The sequence below is a fragment of the Stenotrophomonas chelatiphaga genome, assembly GCF_032054965.1.
Taxonomy (GTDB): Bacteria; Pseudomonadota; Gammaproteobacteria; order Xanthomonadales; family Xanthomonadaceae; genus Stenotrophomonas; species Stenotrophomonas chelatiphaga.
Window position 1 is genome coordinate 141,838 of record NZ_DAMBRS010000005.1, and the last position, 22,090, is coordinate 163,927.

26 protein-coding genes are annotated in these 22,090 nt (G+C 62.9%); 5 read left to right on the forward strand and 21 right to left on the reverse strand.

The annotated features are described in order from the left end of the window. Window positions 1-60: 60 nt before the first annotated feature. The 7 genes from RTX79_RS09160 to RTX79_RS09190 all read right to left on the reverse strand — a co-directional run bounded on the left by RTX79_RS09160 (window position 61) and on the right by RTX79_RS09190 (window position 5,669). Window positions 61-537: a CopG family transcriptional regulator gene (locus RTX79_RS09160; protein ID WP_312683315.1), complete on the reverse strand. Its 477-nt coding sequence runs from the start codon at window positions 535-537 to the stop codon at window positions 61-63. After that, window positions 534-2,531 (reverse strand): conjugal transfer protein TraG, encoded by a 1,998-nt coding sequence (locus RTX79_RS09165; RefSeq protein ID WP_312683317.1) that lies wholly within the window; start codon window positions 2,529-2,531, stop codon window positions 534-536. Before RTX79_RS09165 ends, RTX79_RS09160 begins: the two co-directional genes overlap by 4 nt. A gap of 221 nt (window positions 2,532-2,752) precedes the next feature. Beyond that, window positions 2,753-3,001, reverse strand: a complete 249-nt coding sequence (locus RTX79_RS09170) for an EexN family lipoprotein (RefSeq protein WP_312683318.1) — start codon at window positions 2,999-3,001, stop codon at window positions 2,753-2,755. Between the two features lie 48 nt (window positions 3,002-3,049). Further along, on the reverse strand, window positions 3,050-3,940 hold the full coding sequence (locus RTX79_RS09175) for a LysR family transcriptional regulator (protein ID WP_312683319.1): 891 nt from the start codon (window positions 3,938-3,940) through the stop codon (window positions 3,050-3,052). Between the two features lie 176 nt (window positions 3,941-4,116). Beyond that, window positions 4,117-4,455: a VOC family protein gene (locus RTX79_RS09180; RefSeq protein ID WP_312683320.1), complete on the reverse strand. Its 339-nt coding sequence runs from the start codon at window positions 4,453-4,455 to the stop codon at window positions 4,117-4,119. Between the two features lie 49 nt (window positions 4,456-4,504). Then, on the reverse strand, window positions 4,505-5,245 hold the full coding sequence (locus RTX79_RS09185) for an SDR family NAD(P)-dependent oxidoreductase (RefSeq protein ID WP_312683321.1): 741 nt from the start codon (window positions 5,243-5,245) through the stop codon (window positions 4,505-4,507). Between the two features lie 13 nt (window positions 5,246-5,258). Beyond that, complete coding sequence (locus RTX79_RS09190) at window positions 5,259-5,669, reverse strand: DoxX family protein (protein ID WP_228419506.1); 411 nt, start codon at window positions 5,667-5,669, stop codon at window positions 5,259-5,261. 93 nt (window positions 5,670-5,762) lie between these two features. On the opposite strand from RTX79_RS09190, the gene RTX79_RS09195 reads away from it, so the two are divergent. Continuing rightward, the gene (locus RTX79_RS09195) at window positions 5,763-6,146 is read left to right on the forward strand and encodes a winged helix-turn-helix transcriptional regulator (RefSeq protein WP_312683323.1); all 384 of its coding nucleotides are present in this window, start codon (window positions 5,763-5,765) and stop codon (window positions 6,144-6,146) included. 203 nt (window positions 6,147-6,349) lie between these two features. On the opposite strand, the gene RTX79_RS09200 is transcribed toward RTX79_RS09195, so the two are convergent. Together RTX79_RS09200 and RTX79_RS09205 are read right to left on the reverse strand one after the other, a co-directional pair. Then, window positions 6,350-6,991 (reverse strand): hypothetical protein, encoded by a 642-nt coding sequence (locus RTX79_RS09200; protein ID WP_312683324.1) that lies wholly within the window; start codon window positions 6,989-6,991, stop codon window positions 6,350-6,352. An 80-nt stretch (window positions 6,992-7,071) separates the two neighbouring features. Then, entirely contained in the window at window positions 7,072-7,818 is a 747-nt protein-coding gene (locus tag RTX79_RS09205; protein WP_312683325.1) for a glucose 1-dehydrogenase, read from the reverse strand. 120 nt (window positions 7,819-7,938) lie between these two features. Between RTX79_RS09205 and RTX79_RS09210 the strand changes: the two genes are divergently transcribed. Both RTX79_RS09210 and RTX79_RS09215 read left to right on the forward strand, forming a co-directional pair. Next, window positions 7,939-8,292 (forward strand): ArsR/SmtB family transcription factor, encoded by a 354-nt coding sequence (locus RTX79_RS09210; protein WP_312683326.1) that lies wholly within the window; start codon window positions 7,939-7,941, stop codon window positions 8,290-8,292. A 174-nt stretch (window positions 8,293-8,466) separates the two neighbouring features. Then, window positions 8,467-8,871, forward strand: coding sequence for a LysR family substrate-binding domain-containing protein (locus RTX79_RS09215; protein WP_312683426.1), 405 nt, complete (start codon window positions 8,467-8,469; stop codon window positions 8,869-8,871). Window positions 8,872-8,909: 38 nt separating this feature from the next. On the opposite strand, the gene RTX79_RS09220 is transcribed toward RTX79_RS09215, so the two are convergent. The 9 genes from RTX79_RS09220 to RTX79_RS09260 form a co-directional block, all read right to left on the reverse strand. Further along, window positions 8,910-10,904, reverse strand: coding sequence for a relaxase/mobilization nuclease domain-containing protein (locus tag RTX79_RS09220; protein WP_312683327.1), 1,995 nt, complete (start codon window positions 10,902-10,904; stop codon window positions 8,910-8,912). A gap of 460 nt (window positions 10,905-11,364) precedes the next feature. Continuing rightward, a complete protein-coding gene (locus tag RTX79_RS09225; RefSeq protein ID WP_312683328.1) occupies window positions 11,365-11,964 on the reverse strand; it encodes a S26 family signal peptidase in 600 nt (199 codons plus the stop codon). Beyond that, window positions 11,961-12,506, reverse strand: a complete 546-nt coding sequence (locus RTX79_RS09230; protein ID WP_312683329.1) for a DUF2840 domain-containing protein — start codon at window positions 12,504-12,506, stop codon at window positions 11,961-11,963. Before RTX79_RS09230 ends, RTX79_RS09225 begins: the two co-directional genes overlap by 4 nt. After that, window positions 12,503-12,790, reverse strand: coding sequence for a chromosome partitioning protein ParB (locus RTX79_RS09235; RefSeq protein ID WP_312683331.1), 288 nt, complete (start codon window positions 12,788-12,790; stop codon window positions 12,503-12,505). The genes RTX79_RS09230 and RTX79_RS09235 overlap by 4 nt, the downstream gene beginning before the upstream one ends. Further along, complete coding sequence (parA, locus tag RTX79_RS09240; protein WP_312683332.1) at window positions 12,787-13,425, reverse strand: ParA family partition ATPase; 639 nt, start codon at window positions 13,423-13,425, stop codon at window positions 12,787-12,789. Before parA ends, RTX79_RS09235 begins: the two co-directional genes overlap by 4 nt. Before the next feature lie 289 nt (window positions 13,426-13,714). Then, the gene (locus RTX79_RS09245; protein WP_105747904.1) at window positions 13,715-14,575 is read right to left on the reverse strand and encodes a replication initiator protein A; all 861 of its coding nucleotides are present in this window, start codon (window positions 14,573-14,575) and stop codon (window positions 13,715-13,717) included. 14 nt (window positions 14,576-14,589) lie between these two features. Further along, entirely contained in the window at window positions 14,590-14,871 is a 282-nt protein-coding gene (locus tag RTX79_RS09250) for a helix-turn-helix domain-containing protein (RefSeq protein WP_014995090.1), read from the reverse strand. 75 nt (window positions 14,872-14,946) lie between these two features. Beyond that, window positions 14,947-15,753, reverse strand: a complete 807-nt coding sequence (locus RTX79_RS09255; protein ID WP_022960614.1) for a DUF2285 domain-containing protein — start codon at window positions 15,751-15,753, stop codon at window positions 14,947-14,949. A gap of 321 nt (window positions 15,754-16,074) precedes the next feature. Beyond that, the gene (locus tag RTX79_RS09260; RefSeq protein WP_022960615.1) at window positions 16,075-16,422 is read right to left on the reverse strand and encodes a DUF2958 domain-containing protein; all 348 of its coding nucleotides are present in this window, start codon (window positions 16,420-16,422) and stop codon (window positions 16,075-16,077) included. Between the two features lie 265 nt (window positions 16,423-16,687). Between RTX79_RS09260 and RTX79_RS09265 the strand changes: the two genes are divergently transcribed. Both RTX79_RS09265 and RTX79_RS09270 read left to right on the forward strand, forming a co-directional pair. Next, window positions 16,688-16,978 carry a helix-turn-helix domain-containing protein gene (locus tag RTX79_RS09265; RefSeq protein WP_022960616.1) on the forward strand — a complete coding sequence of 97 codons (291 nt, stop codon included), beginning with the start codon at window positions 16,688-16,690 and terminating at the stop codon, window positions 16,976-16,978. Window positions 16,979-17,030: 52 nt separating this feature from the next. Beyond that, entirely contained in the window at window positions 17,031-18,542 is a 1,512-nt protein-coding gene (locus RTX79_RS09270) for a hypothetical protein (RefSeq protein ID WP_312683337.1), read from the forward strand. Between the two features lie 39 nt (window positions 18,543-18,581). Here RTX79_RS09270 and RTX79_RS09275 read toward each other — a convergent pair whose 3' ends face one another. The 3 genes from RTX79_RS09275 to RTX79_RS09285 all read right to left on the reverse strand — a co-directional run bounded on the left by RTX79_RS09275 (window position 18,582) and on the right by RTX79_RS09285 (window position 22,028). Further along, entirely contained in the window at window positions 18,582-18,896 is a 315-nt protein-coding gene (locus RTX79_RS09275; RefSeq protein ID WP_312683339.1) for a DUF736 domain-containing protein, read from the reverse strand. 776 nt (window positions 18,897-19,672) lie between these two features. Beyond that, complete coding sequence (locus tag RTX79_RS09280) at window positions 19,673-19,882, reverse strand: hypothetical protein (RefSeq protein ID WP_022960619.1); 210 nt, start codon at window positions 19,880-19,882, stop codon at window positions 19,673-19,675. A 61-nt stretch (window positions 19,883-19,943) separates the two neighbouring features. Beyond that, window positions 19,944-22,028 (reverse strand): ParB/RepB/Spo0J family partition protein, encoded by a 2,085-nt coding sequence (locus RTX79_RS09285; protein WP_312683340.1) that lies wholly within the window; start codon window positions 22,026-22,028, stop codon window positions 19,944-19,946. Between the last annotated feature and the right edge of the window lie 62 nt (window positions 22,029-22,090).

Consider the following 22,090-nt stretch of genomic DNA (forward strand, 5'->3'; position numbering starts at 1 on the left):
GGCGATCCTGTGAAGTGGTGGCCGACGAACGCGGCTCAGGTGGGATCTGCGGAACGGCGCTCATGAGGCACGCTCCGCGGCACGTTCATGGGCTTCGGCCAGCGCCGCCGCGTCTTCCATGCGCGCGGTGTCCGGGTGCAGTTCTTCCACCACGTCGCGCACCAGACTGCGACCGCGCAGCAGGTGCCTGCCGAGCTGTTCGATGAACTGCTCGAAACGCGCCTTGCCCTGGGCACGAGCCGCGTCTTGATGCGCCTCGGGCACCGGCGTGCTGACGGTCAGGAAGTAGCGGATGAACAGCGCCAGCGTTTCGATCTGGATGTTCTGGTCGCGCTCCAGGCGCTCGGCCTGCCGCGACAGGCGATCCAGCCGCTTGGCAATGGCGGCTTCGCGCTGGTCACCCGCGTCCGGCGATAGCCAGGACGCCAGCGCCGCCGCGACGATGCTGGATTTCGAGACGCCTTTCTTGGCGGCCAGTTCTTCCAGCCGCTTGGCGTGCTCGTGTTGGATAAAAAGATTGAGGCGGTATTGGCTCATAGGTCGATTCCGTCGTTGGGGTCGAGGGAGGCCAGCCGCGCCGTGCGCTGCATGGCCGGGTCAAGCTGGCCTGAGAACGGCAGCGGTAGGTCGTCGTCGTCATCGAGCAGCGCCAGGTCATCGGGCGCATCCAGCTCGGGGTCGTAGGCGACGGATTCGGAGAGTTCGGGTTGGCGGCGCGGGCCGCCGTCGTCGGTGCCGCCCAGTTCATCGGCGGATGCCGTGACCGATGCGGTGGGCTCGGCCGGAATCGCCAGGCCGCTCCAGTCGTCGGCGCGGGCCGGTGGCACGTCGGCGTACTGCCCGGCCGCCAGCGCAGGCGGTGGCAGCACGCGCTGCTTGAAATTGGCGTCGGCGTAGTAGCGCAGCTTCTTGGCCTTGATCGGCGCCACGCTGGACACCATCACCACGGATTCATCGGGCGGGAGCTGCATCACCTCGCCAGGGGTGAGCAGCGGCCGGGCCGTCTCCTGCCGCGACACCATCAAGTGCCCGAGCCACGGCGCGAGCCGGTGGCCGGCGTAGTTGCGCTGCGCGCGTAGCTCGGTCGCGGTGCCCAGCGTTTCCGAAATGCGTTTGGCCGTGCGTTCGTCGTTGGTGGCGAACGTCACCCGCACATGGCAGTTGTCCAGAATCGAATGGTTTTGGCCGTAGGCTTTGTCGATCTGGTTGAGCGACTGCGCGATGAGGAAACTGCGGATGCCGTAGCCGGCCATGAAGGCAAGCGCCGTCTCGAAGAAGTCGAGCCGGCCCAGCGCCGGAAACTCATCGAGCATCAGCAACAGCTTGTGGCGGCGTTCGATGCCGTCGCTGCCATCGAGCGATTCGGTCAGCCGCCGCCCGATCTGGTTCAAGATGAGCCGGATCAACGGCTTGGTGCGGCTGATGTCCGAGGGCGGCACCACCAAGTACAGCGACACAGGTGATTCGGACGCGATCAGGTCGGCGATGCGCCAGTCGCATCGCGATGTGACTTCGGCCACCGTGGGGTCACGGTACAGTCCCAAAAACGACATGGCCGTGGACAGCACACCCGAACGTTCGTTGTCGCTCTTGTTGAGCACTTCGCGCGCGGCGGACGCGACAACAGGATGCGGAGTGTCACCGAGATGGCGCATCGTCATCATCCGGTGCAGCGTTAGCTCGAATGGGCTGGCCGGATCGGACAGGAAGTTGGCGACGCCGCGCAGCGTCTTGTCTTCGCTTGCGTAGAGCACATGCAGGATGGCCCCGACCAGCAGCGCGTGCGAAGTCTTTTCCCAGTGGTTGCGCTTCTCCAGGGCGCCTTCGGGATCGACCAGAATGTCTGCGATGTTCTGCACGTCGCGCACTTCATGCGCGCCGCGCCGAACTTCCAGCAGCGGGTTGTAGGCTGCCGACTTCGCATCAGTGGGGTTGAACAGCAGGCAATGCGAGAAGCGCAAGCGCCAACCGGCAGTGATCTGCCAGTTCTCGCCCTTGATGTCGTGGATCACTGCCGATGCAGGCCAGGACAGCAAGGTTGGAACCACCAGGCCTACGCCTTTGCCCGAGCGCGTGGGGGCGAAGGTCAGGACGTGTTCCGGACCTTCATGGCGCAGGTAATGTCCGTCATGCGAGCCGAGAAAGACGCCAGCAGACTGAATCAGCCCGGCCTTGCGAATGTCGGCGGCGTCGGCCCAACGTGCCGAACCATAGGTCGTAACTAGGCGCGGTTGACGCGAGCGCCACACCGACATGGCGATGGCGACCACCACGGCGACCAGGCCGCTGCCGCCCGCAATGGTGCCGCCCATGTCGAAGACGTCGGGCGCGTACGCATCGAAGAAGAACCACCACTCGAACAGCCGCCAAGGGTGATAGACCGGCGTACCGAAGAAATCGAACCAGGGAGAGCCAAGACGTAGTTGGTAGGCCAGTGCGGCGGCTGTCCATTGCGTGGCACTCCACACACCGACGATCACGATGCCGAAGACGACACCGACTTGTCCGAGCAATACACCTTGACCTTGCATTCTGACCTCCGCTTTCTCCCCGTTGGTGCGCGGCACAAAGGCGTGCCGTACACGTGAGGATCGAAGTCAGACCAAGGTTCGGTCAAAGACCGTTATAGAAAGAAATATCGAGAAAAATGCAAGAATTCGCGCATGGGCGAATGAAGGGAAAATGCGGCAAGTGATGTCGCGCGGCGGCGTATTTAGTTAAAAAGACGAGGTTTCGCGAAAGCCGAAGAGGATCAGAATGTCGGCGCTTTTTTCGGTGGGTTATAGGGTGTCTTTCCATCACCGAAGAAGCGTCGTTTCGTCGCTTCGGCCACGCGGTTGCAGGTTTGATCTCCCAGCTTCGCGCGGTCCGTTTTGCACTGCTCGCGCAGTTCCTTTAGCCGCACGGGGTTGGCAGCAAGCGCCTCTACAGTCTCGGTTGTGGGAGCCTTGCCGCATGCGGCCAGCACTACGGCGAACGCAACTAACATAATTTTGTTCATAGCTCGATTTCCTCCGAGGCATTGAGGTCGGCAGTACGACAGACTTTTTCATTCGGACGATTCAAGAGTACCAAGCCGCTCAATGAAACGAGCCAGCGTCTCCGAAGGACCACTGTCGGGGCGCAGTAGGTAGGTGGTGAGCATCGGTGTGCGGCCCGCCAACGGTCGGGCCACCACGCTTGATTCGCGGCTGGCAGCGATCTGTGAAGCACCTATCAAACCCAGGGCGAAACCTGCCGCCACCAGCGCCATCATTAGATCAGTGGAAGCCACCCTCTCTGCGATCAAAGGTTCTCGATCTACTCGTCGCAGCACACGTTCAATTTGCCGCGCATAACCTTCGCAAGCGTTGGGGTCCCCAAGCACCAGCGGATATCGTAGAACCTCATCCAGCGGAATGCGCTTGTACGCCAACAAGGGATGTCGAGCTGGCACCGCTACCATCAAAGGATCATTCCATATGGCTTCGGCGATGATGCCATCACCGACCTCATCCAGCCGAGCGAACCCAACGTCGAACAAGTCGTCGTGAAGCCCTTTGATCTGCTGTGCCAGTGGAACCTCGGTCAGACGTATCTCGATTTCCGGCTCCTCTTGGCGACACAAGGCTAGAAAGGTCGAGAAGCGCGATGGCGGGATGCCATCCGAAAGTGCAACACGCAACTGGCTCTGAAACCCACTTGCGGCCGCGTTCACGCTGTCGCGAGCCTGTTGCAAGGCAGTGAAGACGCGTGGCATGTGTTCCAGAAATAGCTGTCCGGCGCGGGTCAGTCGAGTGCTGCGTGTAGTCCGAGCAAAAAGCGGAGTGCCCAGGTCTTCTTCCAGTTCTTTGATCGCCCGCGATAACGGCGACTGCTCTATGTGCAGTCGTTCGGCAGCGCGTGCAAAATGCAATTCCTCGGCGACCGCGATGAAACATCGTAAGTGACGTAGTTCCATACTGCCTTCCCATCTTGATCACATGCACTACCAACTCAGGAGCCGATTTCACGTCCTTCTGCGGATGGATTCGCCCTGAAAAATGGAGGCTGTCGCCGCGTGGAGTACTGTAATTTTGGATTTATTTCCGATACGTCCAATGCCAACAATCCCTCAGGTCAGCCCAATTGGAAACGTTATTCTTGAATTAGATCGAAGTTGTTGCCTTCGGGATCTGTGAGGGTGGTGTAGCGGAACTCTGGGAAAACATATTTCTCCTCAACGCTCGCACCGAGAGCGACTAGGCGCTCCGTTTCCTTATCGAGGTCTGGGGTTTTGAAATCCAGGTGCGCGCGGCTCCGCTGCCTCGTCACCTCGTTGATTTTGAAGAACTGCAACGGGAGTGAATTGGGGGGCATGGCCAAAGTAACTAGCATGCCGTGGTCGATGCCTATAGCGACACCGAGGGCTTTCGACCACCAAGCCGCCAGGGCTTGAGGGTTTTCGCTGTCAATGGTTAGTGCGTGTGTCTTCATGGTGTTCTCCTTAATTTAACTGTCTAAAAAGGACGCTGTGCTTTCCGCCTCAACGCGCGCTGTCGATAACCATGCCGCCATCCGGGGAGAAGGTATAGCCGGTCAGGAACTGTGCATCCTTGCTCGCCAAGAACAAAAGGACCGGTGCAATGTCGTTCTCCGGTGATCCGTAGCGTTGGAGCGCGTTGTTTGCTGGTGGCACCTCAATATCTCCCCAGGTTTCGGCAACCGGCTGAACGTTGTTCACGGTAATCTTGTCAGGGCCCCACTCGCGCGCGGCGGTTCGCGTCAAAGCGCGGATCGCTTCCTTCGCCATGTTGTACGCAGCGTAGGGCGTCATTCCGAGCATGGCGGCGGGCGAACCGAAATTAATAACGCGGCCCGCTCCGCTGGCTTTGAGATACGGATAGCAGGCTTGCATCGTCAGAAGCGCGGCGATCGGTCCGGTATCGAAATTGCGCTGCAATTGGTCGACCGACAGGTCGATCACTCGTGACGCAACCACCGAGGGATCGAAGGCGTTGTTCACCAGAATGTCGATTCCGCCGTAGGCGGCTACCACCTTGCTTATGGCCGCCTCGATCTGCATAGCGTCACTAATGTCACATGGCACACCGAGCGCCGTGCCTCCGGCAGCCTTAATGTCGGCGACAACCGCATCAACATTCGCAGGAGTGAGCGAAAGGACAGCCACATTTGCGCCTTCCTCTGCGAATAGCTTGGCGGTGGCGCGGCCGATGCCGCGACCAGCACCTGTGACGATGGCTACTTTTCCTTTAAGACGGGACATGCATTTTCCTTTTTTAATTGCCGACTTGAAGTGGCGCTGCAGTGACCAACCCATACGGCGAGGGGACATCGCGCGCCGCGTTTTGGGTGGTGAATGAGAAGATCACGAGGGCAAGGCCGATGACGGCCGGCAATGCTCCCTTAGGCTTGCGCACACCGAGGTGCGCCGAACCGGACAGAAGCAAGTGAAAGAAGATGCCGGCATAGGCGAGATCGCTCAAGGGAACGCTGATCCGCGACAGGATCGCCAATGGCCCTAGAACCTTCACGACCACCATGAGTGGCACAAGGTAGTGGGCCGGATAGTTCAGCTCGGCAAGGGTCTGGCGGACCCAATCCTTCTTGACGACGTATAGCGTCGCGGACGCAAGGTAGAGCAGTGCCAGCAAGCCAGTGCTGATCCAGTAGGCGTAATTCAATACCACGAGAGGGTCCTTAGAGTTGACCGATATGGACTTTCCTCAAGCATGTCGGCTAACATGAAATTCATCAAGCAGGATGAATAAGTGGTGCCTAGTATGAAAAAACAGACTAATGGCAGTGACGAGGTCAGCATGCACGACGAAGTGCGCCGAGCATTTGCCTTGCTTTCGGGCAAGTGGAAGTTAGAAATCATGTGGCTGCTCAGTGAGCGGGTCTATCGTTTCGGAGAACTGCGCAAAGCAATTCCCGGCATTACCCAGCACATGCTGACGGCTCAACTTCGTGAGCTTGAGGCGGATGGCCTGGTATCGCGCACCGTTTTTGCGGAAGTGCCTCCGCGGGTCGATTACGAGATTACTGAGAAGGCCCGTGGACTTGGGCCCACGATGGAGGCACTCACGACTTGGTGGAACGAGTACGGTCGAAGCCTCCCGGGAAAGCCGACTTCACGCGGCCGGAAAGCCAAAGCAGCTAGCTGACCCCACGTATTTGTACTGAGCCGCGCCATCACCGGAACTATCACGGTATGAAAACCGTCACCGTCTACGTCCGATAGGTCACCTTTGGCGGAAAATACACCCCGCTGGAAGCTCGGGTACCGTGGCGTCGGCATTGGCAGCGAATCCCGACCGATGATGAACGCTTCCGATGTCTGCACGACCCTCGGTACCGCCGTGAAGCCTTAAACGTCGCGCATCGTTGCTTGGAAGTTCAAATTCGGCGATTCGACTTCGATGATCGTCGCTGGTGCTAACTGGCGGGCAACCGCTTCGGCTGAATCCTCGGGCCGCGTGTTAAAAGCGATGGCCGCACCGGGTGCTGTTGCGTGCACCGCGTTGATCACCCTCTCGAACAGGATCATTCTTTTGGGCGGGACGCGCAACCTGGCTCCGATCAGCACGCAGTCATAGGGCCTGCTGCGCAACTGTCCGCCGATCTGCAAGATACCGATGTCATCAGGCGAGATCAGGCACAAATCCACCTGCCACCCGCGCGCTTGGACCGCCTCAATGGCAGTGGCGATCCCTGCGTTGATCTTTGCTGCATCAAGTCCAGGCGGCAGTGCAGGGTCGGAAAAATCGACCGTTTCGGGTTTCTGTCCGATAAATAGAACATTTGTCACAGGTTCATCCTTTGCGACCAGGTTGGCCTTCGCGCCGCTTAGTGCAAGCAGAGAGCCGAGATGGCAGCAAGGACTGCGGAAGAAATTGCACACTTCAGACAGGTCGCTTTGGACGGTCATAGCGCTCACAGGAAGCCTACGCATCCAACGGTCCGCCGCGGCGCTGGCCTGCACCAGATTTTGGATCAGCAGCAAACTCAACCTTCGCCTCTGCGCTTCATCGGCAGAGCGACGCCGGGCGGACCCGTCCAACTAATGACCGGCCGCCCAGCGCGCAACGGTTAACGCAAGCCGCCGCTAGCCAGAATGTTCTCGCCGGTCACGAACCGCGCATCGTCGGATGCGAGGAACGCAACGACGCGGGCGATGTCATCCGGCTCTCCGGCGCGGCCGAGCGGCGTTTGGGAGACGATGCCGGCCTCCATCTCTGATCCAGCGATGCCAGCTGCCGTCGTCCCTTCGGTGACGACGAATCCGGGACTTACAACGTTGACCCGGATTTTGCGCGGTGCGAGTTCCTTGACCAGCACGTCCGAGATCGCGTTCACCGCTGCCTTGCTCGCGGTATAGAGCGCCGTGCCCGGCGAACGCAGGGTGGTGATCGACGAGGAGATGTTGATGACGCTACCGCCTTCCTGAAGGTGCTTGATGGCGGCCTGAGTCGTCAGCAGTACGCCTAGCACGTTGATGTCGAACACATGCCGATACTGATCCTCGGTGAACAGTTCGACCGGCCCGGCCTCCCAGACGCCTGAATTGTTGACCAGCACATCAAGTCGGCCGAATTGAGACACTGCCGCCTCGATCAGCGCCTGCGCCTCGGCTGCGACGGAGACGTCGCCCTGGATGGCGATTGCCTTGCCGCCGGACGCGGTGATGGCTTCGACGACGGCGTTTGCGCCTGCCTTGCTGGAGGCGTAGTTGACGACGACGGCCGCGCCATCCTTTGCCAAAGCCTTGGCAATGCCAGCGCCGATGCCTTTCGACGCCCCGGTGACGACTGCTACCTTACCTTCAAGTTTGTTCATTCTCGCTACCCTTCGTGCGTTAATTTGATGACGTATGGAGCAAAGAATGCGTGCCCTAGCTCCATAGTTCGGATAATGTGAACTATTGAACAATCTGTCAAGCTCGTGGTTGAATGCGCTATGAAGCCACTATTTCACCCTGACATTGAGTCCCTTCAGCCGGAAGCAATCCTTCACGCGCTGTCAAATCCCAGTCGTGCCGCGATTTTCGTCAACATCATGCGAGCAGATGGCATCAAGACGTGCTCGGCAGTCTCGGCCTTGGGTGATCGAGTTATCCCGAAGTCGTCGTTGTCCAACCACTTCAACGTGCTGCGCGAAGCCGGCTTGATCCGGAGCGAGCGCCACGGCGTGGAAATGCGAAATCATCCTCGCTGGGCAGAGGTGGATGCGCGCTTTCCCGGCCTGCTCGCGGCGATCATCAGCGCCTACGCTTCAGACTCCAGTGATAAATCGCAAGCGTCCGGTGAATAGTGCGTGCCAACAGCGCCACGCCAGTTCTTCTTCCAGTGTCAGTGAAAGCACAGCGAGCCTTTTGCTGGGCTACGGCGTGATGGCCGCCATCGGCAAAGCGGGCAATCAGCATGGACGTTAGCGCATAGGCTGTGACCGCAGTGCCGACCTGGGCAACGCTGGCATGCAGATGAGCTGAAGGAGTTTCCAGCGGAGCACAGCGTTGCCGTGCTTCCTGATGCTCAGACAGGGGGTGTCACCCTGGCGCAGGTGGCGGCGCTCGGGTTGATCCTGTTTCCGGTTGCCCAAGGGCCGGTACTTCATGCGCAGATATTGGACAGCTTCACCAAAGCCGGGCTCGATGTCAGGGTCCTTCAAGAGGCGACATGGGCGCTGACCATGTTGTCGCTGGTGTCCGCCGGGTTGGGGGCGGCGCTGCTTCCCAGTTCGATGCGACGCCTCGCCTTCGAGGGTGTTCGCTATGCCGAAATCACTGATGCCGTGCTGCCGACCTTGTCAGTGGCGCTGATTGCAAGGCGCAGGCTCCAGGCTTCGGTGGTACGCAGCGTGTGGCGACAATTTGCCGCCGATGGCGAGTAGCCTTCGTCGATTGATGGTTACCCACCGTGGCCGTGCAGTTACCCAACGGTGGGGCCTGGGTTCCGACCGAACCCCCATGACACTCCGCTCCCTCGCACTCCCGCACTCATGGCCTGCCCCAGTCGTTTTTCAATTACCGGATTCCACGGCACCAGGCTGAAGCCCATTCCGTCATCGAGCATCGCGTAGCGCCCGCTGGCGAGCATGATGGAGCGCCGGTAGATGCCAGCCACGCGCTGCCCATCGGTGACGGGGCGATGCGTCAGGCCGGTGTCGGCTGCAATGTCCTTCGCGGCCTGCGCCAGCTCCCGATTGCGCAGCGTGTCCAGCAGGTTCCGGGCGAGGATCACGCGATGTCCGCGCCTTTCGGCCAGCCCTTGTTCGGCCAGAAAATCGGCGCGCTGCTGCATGGCCTGCTTGGCATCGCCACCAAAGCCCAGGTCGCCCAGCCCTCGGCCACCGCCGATCAACTGCTGATCCAGCCAAGTCGCACCGATCACGCGGGCCTGTCGCTCGATGGGCAAGTGCGATTTCAGCTCCACCGTCACGCCGCCCAAGCGTTGTGCGTCGTACTGGCGGCCACGCTCGGCCAAGTCGTCCGGCACCGTCCATAGCCCATCGGCCACGCGCTCCACGATGCGAACCCGGCGCAGGACTTCCAGCCGGCGGACGTGGGCCGCGACAACCTCCTGCGGATCGCGCCCAGGTTTGGCCCGGCCCTGTTCGATCACTAGGTGATGATCGGTGCGATACAGGCCGTCGCTCGCCAGCGCGGCGATGTTGCGGTCGGCCGCTCGCACCTCGGCGGAACCGCGTACCTCCACCACCGCGCCGGTGGGATAGTTTGCCAACTCGTCGCGGGCGTTCAGTGCGACGTAGTGGGCCTTGCCGTCGGCGCCGTCGATGACCAGATAGCCGCGGTCGTGCAACTCGTCGGCCAGCCCCTTCGCAGCCACGCGGCCGACGATGCTGCGGCCATCCTCGCCCGGCTCGAACACCGCCAGTTCGCGCGGCTGGCCGCTCATGGCCCGCTGCATCGTTCGGATGATGTCGCCACGCTCGCCCAGGGCGCGCAAGGTCTTCTCGGCATCCGCATGAATGGCCCAAGTGCCGGGCTCCACTTCGTCGGCCAGGCCCAGCCGCTGCAAGCGTTGCAGTCGGCCGATCAGCAGCAGACGCTGGCGTTGCAGTCGGGGTTCGTTGAAGTGTTCGATCTGCACCCCGCCGTCGTCGCTAGCCTCGCGTTGCAGCGTGCGGTCGAGGCTCGTCCAGCGCTCTTGCTGCACCTCGCGCTGCAAGGTCTGCTGGATCTCCAGTTCGGTGCGCGGCCCCAGCCACTCCGTCGCCAGCTCGGCGGCGCGATGGCGGAAACCGTGGGCGATGTAGTCGCCCGCGATGATGAGGTCTTTGCCCGTATCGTCGCGCCCGCGCACGATCAGGTGCGTGTGCGGGTTGTCGGTGTTCCAGTGATCGACCGCCACCCAATCCAGCCGCGTGCCCAGGTCGGCTTCCATGTGGACCATCAAGTGCCGGGTGTAAGTGCGCAGATCGTCCAGCTCGGCCCCATCCTCGGGTGAGACGATGAAGCGAAAATGGTGCCGGTCGTCGGCGCAGCGCTCCTTGAAGGCATCGAGGTCGGCGGCATCGGTCTGTGGCCCATAGGCTCGGCCCGGTTCGCCATCGCGGCCCGCGCCGTCGCGCTCGATGTAGCGCAGGTGTTTGGCGAGTGACTGCGGGCTGGCGTTGCGCTGATTGACCAGCAGCGTCTTGATGGTCACGCGCCGCGACATGGGCGTGAGCTTCGCGCCCGTGAAATGTGCCGCCGTGTGGCCGCGCCCCAACCGCGAGCCGGGCCGTTGGCCGGCGTGTGCGGCGGTGCCACCGGCTGCGAAATGACGCATCGAGGACTTGCCACCGCTGGCCTTGCCAGCCTGCTTTAGCACCTTAGAAACGAATCTCTGGCCCTGGCCCTTGCCACGGTTCCTCGGGGCGCTGGGGCGCACACGGAAGTCGTCGTCGCGACGGGCGTTCATGGCCGTTCTCCCTGCAAGCTGTGGCGTGTCCTGTCGTGCGAAGCACGCGGACATGCCTGTATTGGCGCGGCGCTCGCGCCCCACGCGGCACGGCGGCGAAACCGCTTCGTGCCGTGCCACCCCCACGTGCAGACTGGCTTTCGACGCGGCCCGGTGCCGCGTCCTTTTGTCTTGCCTTCCGCCTTTGCCCCTCGCTCCCGCTCCGGGCATCGTCGGCCCGGCGGCGTTGCTGCACCCGCAGCCAGCCCGCCGACAAACGCGCCAATGGCCGCAGGCCGAGCGCGTTCGAGGCAAGACGCCTGCACGTTGGACGACTGCGCCGAAGGCAGCGCGAAGTGCGGTGCCCAATGCGCAGGATTAGCACCCGCGCTGCACGCGCGACGACACAGCGAAGACCTGCAGAACAACGCGCCTGATATCACGACAAGAGGCACGGCAGCGTGCAGCGAATCGACGGCCATCATGGGCGTGTCTCCATCCAGACCGGATGCGCAACGCCGATCACGGCGGATGCGCTGACCGGGCCGAAATACCGGCTGTCGAACGATGTCGTATTGGTCACGCTCAACAGGAACAGTTCACCCGCCTCAAGGCGACGGCAAAGCTGCAAGGATGGCAGCGGCCGGCCCAGCCGATCGGCAGGCAGCGCGGCGGCCACCGGCACGCCGTCGATGCGAACCTGCCCGGCGACGATGCAGACGTGTTGCGGCGCGACCGCGCCCACACGTTTGAGCAGCGGCACGCGCGTCGGCAGGTAGCCGCGCTTCGCAGCGAGCGCGGCTACATCTGGCGGCAATGTGGTCAGGACAACGCTGCCCACGGACAAGGGACGTGGCAGCGAGCCGGTGTCGTGGCGCTGCGGATCGACGCGATACCAGCCGACCGGAACGCTGTCGGACGGGTTGTAGATCAAGCGCGGCAGCGGCTGCACGAAAGCCGCCCAGGCCAGCGCAGCGAGACCGACGGCGGCGAAGCCCGCCAGCACGAGGCGAGCGCGCAGGTACGAGCTAGGAAGCGGCGCGGCTTCGGGTGGGCGTGCGGCGGTGGGATGAGCCGTCATGGCAGTGCCCTCCCGGCCAGCCAGGCGGCGTGCCTCTCGGCGGTGTATTCGGGCAGCGGCGAATACGCGGCGAGCCGGTTAGCGAGCGTGCGCCAGTACGCGGGCGACACGTCGATGGCAGCGATACCCAGCGCCTCGATGCCGTCGATGCGTTCCAGCACGGCGCGCACATTGGCGTCACCTTCGGCATGCAGCAGCAGGCACGCGCCTGGCTGCACGCCGGGGATGCGCTGCACGGCATCAAGCGGTGTAGCAGCCTGCATCACCATGAGCTGCCAGCGGATCGTGCCGTAGTCGTTGGCCTGCCAACGAACGCGGCAGAACACTGCGCCCGGCATGAACATGGCGCAGCGCCGCCAGCGGTCGAGCTGGAGCGTGCGCGCTGGTTCGCCGAAGCGCAGATAGAGCTTGAAGCGCGGTTCAATGTAGGCGAGCGATACGCGCGTCGACGGCGCGCTGCTAGGCTGGCTGGACGGCGCAGCGTGCGCAGCCGTGATCGCGATGGCGGCAGGTGCGGCAGCAGACAATGCAGATGTGGTCATGGCGTGTTCTCCCTGCGGTGTTCTGGAAACTCGCGCTCCAGCAAACCGCGCAGCAGGTCGGCCACGGTCACGCCTTGCGTGAAGGCCGACACCTTGATGCGCGCCCGCATGGCGGGCGTGATGTCGAGGGTCAGGCGAGCGGTGTAGAGGTCGCCCTTGTTGAGCGAATCGGCGTCGCCCTGGCGAATCCAAGCCTCGGCGTGCGGATTGGCTGGCGGACGCGCACCGATGCCGACCCGCTTGGCCGGGCGTTTGCCGTTGGGTGGGTTGCTGTTGTCGCTCATGACGGCCACCGCAGCAGTTCATCGACCAGCGTGGTGATTTCCTGCGCCGCCGCACTATCGGGGGCTGTCTCCCGCGCCAATCGACCGGCAGCCACGCTGTCGGCAAAGACGATGCGCTGGCGCACCTCGCTGCGTAGCGCTGGCAACGGCTGTTCGGTCAAGGCTTGCCGTACTTCGCGCCCGATTACCGTGGTGCTGACGCGCCGGTTGATGACGAAGGCCGCGCGTAGCGCAGGCCGGAACACCTGGGCCTCACGGATCAGCGCCACCATCTCGGCGCTGGCCCACAGGTCATAGGGGCTGGGTTGTACCGGTATCAGCACCCGTTCGGCCGCCAGCAGCGCAGAGCGCGCCAAGGCGGCGATCCTGGGTGGCCCGTCGATGATGACGTGATCGGCCCGCCTGGCGAGTTCTGGGGCTTCCTGGTGCAGTGTTTCTCGCGCCAGGCCCACAGCGCCGAACAGCCGGGGCAAGCCCTGCTGGCTTCTGCGTTGCGTCCAGTCCAGTGATGAACCCTGCGGGTCGGCATCCAGCAGGACGACGTGCAAGCCGCGCAAGGCCAGTTCACCCGCGATGTGCGTGGCGAGCGTGGTCTTGCCGACACCGCCTTTCTGGTTGAGCAAGGCGACGATCATGGCGCGGCCCTCCAGCTTGGAAGACCGGACTGTTTTTGCCGCGTCGAACGGGGTGTTTTTTGCAGTTCTTGCTGGCTGTTTTTTCGGCCTGCGGCAGTTGTCCAGCGCGATGCTGCTTCTCTACTAATAGTTAGAGAATTTAAGTTAGTAATGTTAGAGGGATCGCAAACCCGCGCCGTTACTGGCTTTCCGGCGTTTTCGTACTCCTGATAGCACGATAGGCGTACTCCTGATAGCACGACACCTCTTACTCCTGATAGCACGACCCCATCCACAGCTTGTCCCGCTGTTATCCCCGTGCCGTCTGCGGCACGGGCCGGAAGGTCAGCAATTCCATGTCGTCCTCGGGAATCCGCACGATGCCCAGCTCGTATCCCGGCAGTGATTGCCGGGCGACCAGCGCCCGCAGGTCGTAGGCGAAATCCGAAAACCGCGTGCTGCTGCCCGACTTGCGGTGCAGATGCCGGAAGTCGAACTGCCAGCCGTATTCCTGCCGGCCGCCATGCTTGCGCACCAGGCGGTACAGCCAGCGCTCGATGCCGCCCGTGAGTCGGAAGTACGTCGGGTCGATGGTCAGCACCAGGGCGGCGTCCAGCACGCCCGCATAGAACCAGTCCGGCAGGATCAGCTCGATGCCCAGCGGCGTGCCTCTGGCATCGGCCAGTTCCTTCCATTCGTTGATCCACGAAAAGCGGTGCAAGCGCCTTCCCGTGGTTTCGCGGATGGACGTGGCCACTGTGGTCGATTGCAGCCGATCCAGCGCGGCCTTGAGACGCTGGTAGTCGCGCAGCGACTTGCCGCGCCCGATGAAGCGCAGGATCTCGTAGGGCGTAGCCTGCATCCGCCGGGACGGCTGGATGCCCGCATCCTTGGCTTCGACGATCTGGCTGGCCGCCCAGATCAGGATGTCGGCATCCCAGATGGTGGCGATGCCATGCTCCTGCGTGCCTTCCACGCGAATGGTGATGTTGCCGCTGCGGAAGTCGATCGGCGCGGTGCGCCGCGACTTCGCCAGCGAGAAAAACGGATAGGCCATCAAGTCCTGGGCATCGCGCGGTGCCATGTCCTCGCCCGGCAGTGCGCGGAACAGGTCGAGCTGTTCGCGCTGCTGCAAGGCGTGCCCTGGTGGGCGGGACATGGCGATGGCCACCGGCGATGCGCCGATCAGCGCGCACGGCTGTCAGCCGAGTGGTGCTCGGCATATTCGGGGTCGGACGTGGTCTCGAAGCTGCGCGTTTCCGCCCAGGCATCGAGGTCGGCCACGGCGTACATGACGCGGCGACCGAACTTGCGAAACTTCGGGCCACCACCGATGACGCGCTGTTTCTCCAGCGTGCGCGGTGACAGGCGCAGGTAGTCGGCAGCCTCATCGTTGGTGAGATAGCGTTGGGGTTGTGCGGGTGTGGCAACGGGAGCGGCGGCAGGCCGCAAGGGAGCGGGTCGCATGGGATGTACCTCCATCAAGCCCGGCCACACAGCGCAGCCGGATGGAGGCAGTCTCAAGAAACTTGGGGCTCTTGCTCAGGGACGTTCTGCAGGGGTTGCGAAACGTCCCCCCTCATGCGAAGTGACAACCGGAAGCTGTGCCAGACGGCGATAACCGCCGCGCATCAGCCCATCGCCCCGGCGCACCAGCCGTCGCACGCGCGCGCGCAGAGCGCTGTCGGCGTGCCAGTCGGCGGTAACGGCATCCACACCAAACAGCCCTTCGGCCACCTCCCGCAAGGACGCACCCGCCAGGGTCGCGTCCAGCGCCTGAAGCGTGTGCAGTTCCAGCAATGCGGACAGCGGCGGACGTGGCCGGACGGTCGCCGCAGGTACGGCACCGGCGGCTACGGCGATTTTGTTCAATTCGCTCGCTAGGGCCGCATAGCGTTCGCAAGGCGCGGCGCAGGCCCGGATGGCATAGGCGTAAGCCATGCCATCGGCCAAGCCTGGCGCGAGCACGAAGCGCAGGCAGCAACCGGGCCAGCGCGCCACCAGCACCAGGCGCTTGCCGTCATGGATCAGGTGTTTGTGGCCCGGCAGCTTCCAGAACTCAAAGCACAGGGCATCGGGCGGTGGATCGGCATCCGGGTAGAGCTGCACCACGGCATCGTGATCGGGGAACCAGGCCGGGTGCGCGTCCCGCGCATCCAGGGCAGGATCTTCCAGCAGGCGCAGCCCCCAATGCCCGGCGGCATCCGGTTGGCGACGACGGCGCAACCAGTCGTGCCGATAGTCTGGATGACGGCGCAGGTACTCCCAGGCCAGCGCCGGGCCATCCAGGTGCAGAACGTAGAGATAGGCCGCCGTGGCATACCACGGCTCGGCACTGCGATCAGCCATACGGCAACCTCCCTGTGCTGGGGGTGCGTCGCCACGGCGAAACGGCGTGCTACGAGGCCATCGTCAAAACGTCATGGGTGAAGCGTAAACTGGCAGTGTCAAGACCGATGAACTCCGATGCGTTGCTGAAATCGTCCGAGTGCGACGGCGGCAACGCTCTCCAATGGCATGCCGCGTCGGTCAGCTTGCCGCAGCCCGCGCCAGGCATCATGACCGTTTCGATCTGGCACGCACCGCTTCGGTGCAACACTGCCGATTCAGACCGAACGGGTCACAGACCAGACCGAAATAGACACAGTGCGCCCCGCTTGGCGGTGGCGCTCAATCGGTGATCGAGCCGTTGTCTTCGGCCAGTCGCAGGTATTCCGACAACCGCCGCAGCGGCTGGAAGTAGCGATCCCGCATCACGGGCTGCTGGCGCGGCCCGACGATGGCGGCCAGGTCGGACAGCTTCACCGTTCCCAGTGCAGGCATGCCAATCCCCAAGTCGATCAAGCCGTGGGCAGTATCGCCATCGGCGGGGTCGAGCGAAGCCAGCAGCCAAGTGGCATGCGCATCTGGCGTAAACAGGCGCACCACAGGCATCGGATCGGTGTCCTGCCCGGCGGCGCGGGCGTGGCCGTTGGCCAGTAGGCACATGCGCTCGTCGGTGGTGATGAGCGTGGTCATGGCTGTACGTCCACGGACTTGCGGAGCAGCAGAGGCGCTTTCACGCATTCCAACGAAAGCACCAATGTGCAATCCCACGTATCCGCAGAGACGTAGAGGCACGAAGGCACATGCACGTATGTCAGGAAAGACACGGATCAGGCTCTCCGCTTTTGAAGAAAGCCGCCGATGCGGATTTCAGTAAAGGCACAAAAACAGGTGAGATTGGATGAATGAGTTAAATATAACGTGGTTTTAATTGTGCTGCGAATCGACGCTTCTGTCTATGCAGAAGCGAACCGTCCAGCGCGGCCGACCGGCCGGCTCCACCACCTTCGACGCCGAGCTGGCCCAGGCCTTCGGCGCGGCGGTGCGCGCACTGCGGGTCGAGCAAGGCGTGGCGCAGGAGACCTTGGCACATCAAGCCGGTATCGAGCGTTCTCACATGGGCAAGATTGAGCGCGGCGAACACATGCCCACGCTGGCGATTATTTTCAAGATCGCGCGTGCGCTGGGGCTCAGCGTCGCCCACTTGATGGGGGCCGCTGAAGAAGTCCTGGGCGAAATGGCTAATTGACTCTGCATCGCATAGCTTCGCTTGGCGTGGTGCAACTTTGGAAAGGAACTCAATGGCGAAGACATGCATCGTGTGCGGACAGGCCGCAGGCTCTGGGGAGCACGTTTTTCCGGCGTCTCTTGGAGGCCGGCGGGTCAACTCCGGCATCTATTGCCCCAAGCACGACAACAGCTATTCGGGTCTCGTCAATGAGATTGCCGAGCAGCTCGACTTCCTCAATGCATACTTGGGCGTTCGGCCGGATCACTCCAAGCACCCCAAAACTGCCTATGGCGAGCACACGCTGACGGGAGAGACCGTTTCGATCTCTGCCAAGGAGATCAAATTCACGAAGCCCCGCGTCATATCCCGCACCGCAGTTGGCGAAGGTGAAGAGTTGCATCTGGCATTTCCCAACCAGCAGTCCGTCAAACAGTTCGCAAAAAAGATGGAGGACGATGGACACGAGTGGACACCCTTGTCGAAGCCCTCCGCTCGGCCGTATATCACCGGTTCCATTCACCATAAGCGCAAATTTGGCGGTGCCTGTGGTCTGGGCGCCATCGCGTACATGACGCAGACATTCTTCGCGCAGGAATTCCCAGAGCTCGCGCGATCAGGGACGCTTTCCAACTTCATCAACTACACGCAAGCCATCGCCAAGGTCGCAGCGCTGGGCGGCTGCGAACAGCAGCCGGAAGAGCGCGAGGAATTGATCGAGGCACGCGCGGCGGTGACGGTTGCGCTGGAGCCCTTTGGAGGCACGGCACCGATCTGGTGGGATTTCAGCCCGCCCGCCGGAGCGCGCGCCAACAAGTTTGAATTTGGGCATCGAGTGACGGTTGGTATTGATGGCTTTGACGGCCAAATCTACGGCCGTGTCGCGCTGTTCTCCACTTTAACCTTTGCCGTACACCTGGGCACGGCACCGCAGGGTTCCGCCACGCGAGAAGTGACCGTGGACATTGATCCTCTCGCGGAGCATCCGCCACACGATATCGACAAACATCAGGTGCTCTCAGCGCCAGGCCGCGTTCAAGTGCCGGAACACGCTACCGAAGGGCTTGCGAATGCGCTCGCCGACGGCACGCAACAGCGTGCGTTCGCAAACCTGCTGGAACGCTTGGAAGAACATCAACTCCTCAAGCTGGCGCGCACCATGAGTACGGCGCTCGCGCCATGTTCCACGTTGTCGCTATTTGAAGCGCGAACACTGATCGAAAAGGAACTTGACCAACAACCACAGCAAATTTGGCGTTTGGTCACTGCTGTCGTTGAAGGCTTACGGGCGGAAATGGTCAAAGGCGGCATGGAAAACATTGCCCCAGTGCTCGATAACCTGATTGCGTATGACGCTCAATCAGCAAGCGGTCTATCGCAGCAGGCCGAGGCCACGTTAGCCCTGGCCAAAGCCGCATTAGTTGCACAGATGGAGCAAGACTGCGCAGCAGGCGTACTCCACGAGGAACGCATTGCGGAACTCATGGGCAGAGGCCCAGGCCTTTATGCCGTGGGGCAGTTGGTGCTGGCCCCTGTCTTGCAGGTGTTTAGTGAATCCGCTCACCCCAATGAAGTGAGCAGGTAAGCCAAGCGCCTCGCCATAGTGGGCGAGGCGCTGATGTGGTTACGCCGCCTTGGGCTTGCTGCGTGACCAGATCAGGTCATGCGTGCCATCCTCGTTTTCGATCATGCGGGCATAGACCGTTGCAGGGAACGAAGGATCGTCCAGGGTCACGGACACATAGGGGCGTCCTGCCTCGCTGGTCTTTTTCCACGCTGCGCCGATGTCGTGGCCAGCCGCTTGCAGGCGGTAGTCGGGTGCGCTTTCGTTGTCACCCTTGTCATTGGGAACCAGCTTGACCTTGACGTTGAGCGTCAGGGTGCGAAGCGTGCCGGTGAAGCCGTCTTTCTCTGCGGTGAAGGTGCCGATGTTAGCCATGATGATTTCTCCTTTCGGGTTGAACAAGGTCGCGCCAGTGCGTCCTTGTTGTGATCCGCCCGGCGGGGGATGGGTTGGCCGCACCGCGGAGCGGTCGCAACAACGTGGAGAACCTGGAGGCGAAAAGAATTTGTCCCGCGAGGAATGCGCGCAGCGCAGGGGAAATTGTTTTCGCCTCCAGGTTGCGGTCATAAAGCCAAAGGCGCAGCCGCGCCACCGCCAGGATTCGCAACAAGACAAGGACGCACGGGCCGCCCGCTCCCGAATGGAAACATGGCCGACTCGGCATCCTCGCATGACAACTTCACCGGCTTGTTCCCTTACGCGGCCAGGTCAATGCCCCAGCAACAAGGTACGAGCGCTCCTGCCACAACTTGCGGCCACATGCTTGATGCGTGGCGTGGAAGCTCCACATCGAGGCCAGGTGGTGTGTCGGTGAACCGTCCTTCGTGACGTACAGGCAACGAACGCGCCAGCGTCGAGCACGGCACGCTTTCGTGCAACCTGCCGCAGCAAGCCGGGGCGTAGCCCCACAAGCGCCGCCCATTGCGGTGAGGTGCTGTCGGGATGTCGGCGGCGCGTGCGCCGCTGCACTTGCATGGCTTCAATGGCTTTTGCGCACAAGACGACTTGTGCGCGGCCCCTTTGCCGCCTGACCGAAGGCGGCAAAGGGGCGTTTTGGCTTTGAGCCTTGAAACCGGGTGCGGCCACTGCCTCGCGCGGAGTTTTGGCATTTCCCGCGCCCAAGACGGAACGGCTTGGGCGCGGGGGGCTTCCTATTCTTTGGTTTCGATGATCCGCCAAACGGCACGCGGCAAGGCGCGGCCCGTGATGGGGTGTAGGTCGGTCAGGTCGGCACGGGCTGTCCAGCCGCGAGGCGGACGATAGCCGCGCACGTCGCCATCGCCATGCCAGCGGCGGGCGCGTATCGTGCCGGGGGCGTAAGTCGCGGCCATGCGCGGGCGGTTCGTGGTGTCGTGGCTCATGGGGGAATCCCCGGCATGAAAGCGCCCCGGCCGGAACCGGGGCGCTATCTGTGGTGCGGGGTCAAGCGGCCAGTGCCTCGGCTTGCGTCTGCTCATCCGCCACGGCGGCGACTTCCTCCTGTGCTTCGGCTTCCTCGTCTGCCTTCACGTCCTGCGCGGCCTGCTGCGTGGCTTTGGCGGCGAAGATGGCGGGCATCCAGCCGGTGCCATCGGCCAGCCGTTCGGCTTCGCTGGCAATGTCGCCTTTCTTCAACTTCGCCAGCCGGGTGACGTGCTCCGGGGCGTAATGCTCCACGGCGTCCAGAATCGCGGCCTTCGGCACATGCTGGAAATAGCCATCTGCGGTGGGTTGCCACCATACCGCCATGTCCAGCCCCACCGCCTGCGCCAGTTCGGCACCCGGCTGGTGCTGCGTGGCGCGGGGCGTCACCACATCGACCGTGGATGCCATGCATACGGCCAGCAGGCGCACCAGTTCATCCTGCGGCTTCGCCAGCAGCGCGGCGAACAGTTCGGCGCTGTCCCCCGGCAAGGCTTCACCCGCTACCTGTTGCAGTTCGCGCAGTGCCACGGCGGCGGGCGATTCCGGCCAGTCCGGGGCCATGCCTTCCAGCCGATCTTGCTGGGTCAGTTTCACACCCAGCGGCAGATCGTGGCCGTAGTGGCTGCCTTGCAAGACAGTCTGCACCATGCCATGCACCAGTGCGGCCAGCGCCACTTGCGGATGCCGGGCGACTTCGATTTGCAGCGCGGCGGTACGGTGGGCACTCAACCGCTGCGCCAGCCGGTCGGACATGGCGCCGGGCTTGGGGGCGTTGTCCGCTTCCTCTCCTTCGTCGTCTTTGTCGGCTTCGCCCTCGCTGCCGAAACCTTGCCGCAGCCGTTCAAGCGTGCGCAGTGCCTTGGCCTCGGCTTCGCGCAGCAGGCCACGATGAATCACGGCTTCACCGTTGCGGTCGATGGTGACGATGGCACCAGCAGCAGCTTTGACGGCTTCCGCGTAGTCCTGCAAGCCATCTTCCAGCGCCTGCAACTGTTCGCCCAGGCGTTCGCCTTCCTCCTGCAAGGCGTCGGCCTTTTCCTCGTCCTCGTCGTCCAGCGCGGCATTCACGACCTCGGCCAGCGCCTGCATCTTGGTTTGCAGCTTCTCGATGCGTTGGGCTTCGCGCTTGTTCGGGCTGCGGCGCTGCCTCGGCGCGCGCTGGAAGGCTTGCAGGTCGGCATGGGTCGTGCCGGGGGTGGCATCCACCCATGCCCAGCCTTCGGCCTTCACCTTAGCGGCAAGGCTGACCAGCTTGTCCTGCGCCAGCCGTTCCAACAGCGTGGCATCGGTCAGATACACGCCGCTATCGGTGTCCGCGAACAGATCGCGGCGGGTGCCACCGCCTGCGGCCTCGTAGGCATCCAGCCCGACAAAACGCACCAGCGGATGCCGGCGGGCATCAATCTCGCGCTCGGTCAGGCGGTCGCGCAGGTTATGCGGGCTGCGCTGCCATGTCGGCGCATCGTAGAACGCGGCTTCCTGCGCGGTGTGGTCGTCAGTGATGGCAAGGGCCATCAACTGGTCAAGGCTCACGGCTTCGGCCCGGTAGTCTGCCAGCAGGCGCGGCGACACGTTGGCGAGTTTCAGGCGGCGCTGCACCACCAGCGGCGTGACGCTGAAATCGGCAGCTATGTCCTCGACGGGGCGGCCTTCGGCCACCAGCGCGGCAAATGCCTCGAACTGGTCGGCGGGGTGCATGGCTTCGCGCTGCACGTTCTCGGTCAGGCTGGCGGTGCGGGCGGTGCCATCGGCCACCAGCAGGCAAGGCACCTCCCATTCCTTGCTGATGCGGTGCTTTTTCGCCAGCAGCTTGAGGGCGGCAAGGCGACGGCCTCCGGCCACGACTTCGTAACGCTCGCCGTCAGCGGTCGCGGTGACGATCAGGTTTTGCAGCAGGCCGACACGCTGGATGCTGGCGGCGAGTTCGGGAATCGACATGCGCGGGGTCTTGCGCACGTTGCGGCCCGTGGGGCGCGATACCAGCCGCGACAGCGGCACCAGAATCAGATTCTTGCTCGGGTCGGCGGCTTCCAGCAGCACGGCAGGGGCGGCGATGGCCGTGGCGTGGATGGCTTGGGCTTCGGTGTGGTTGATGGCGTTCATGGTGAAGACTCCTTGCGATGATGGAATGCAGCAGCGAATGACGCGGCAAGGGTTGCTGCCTG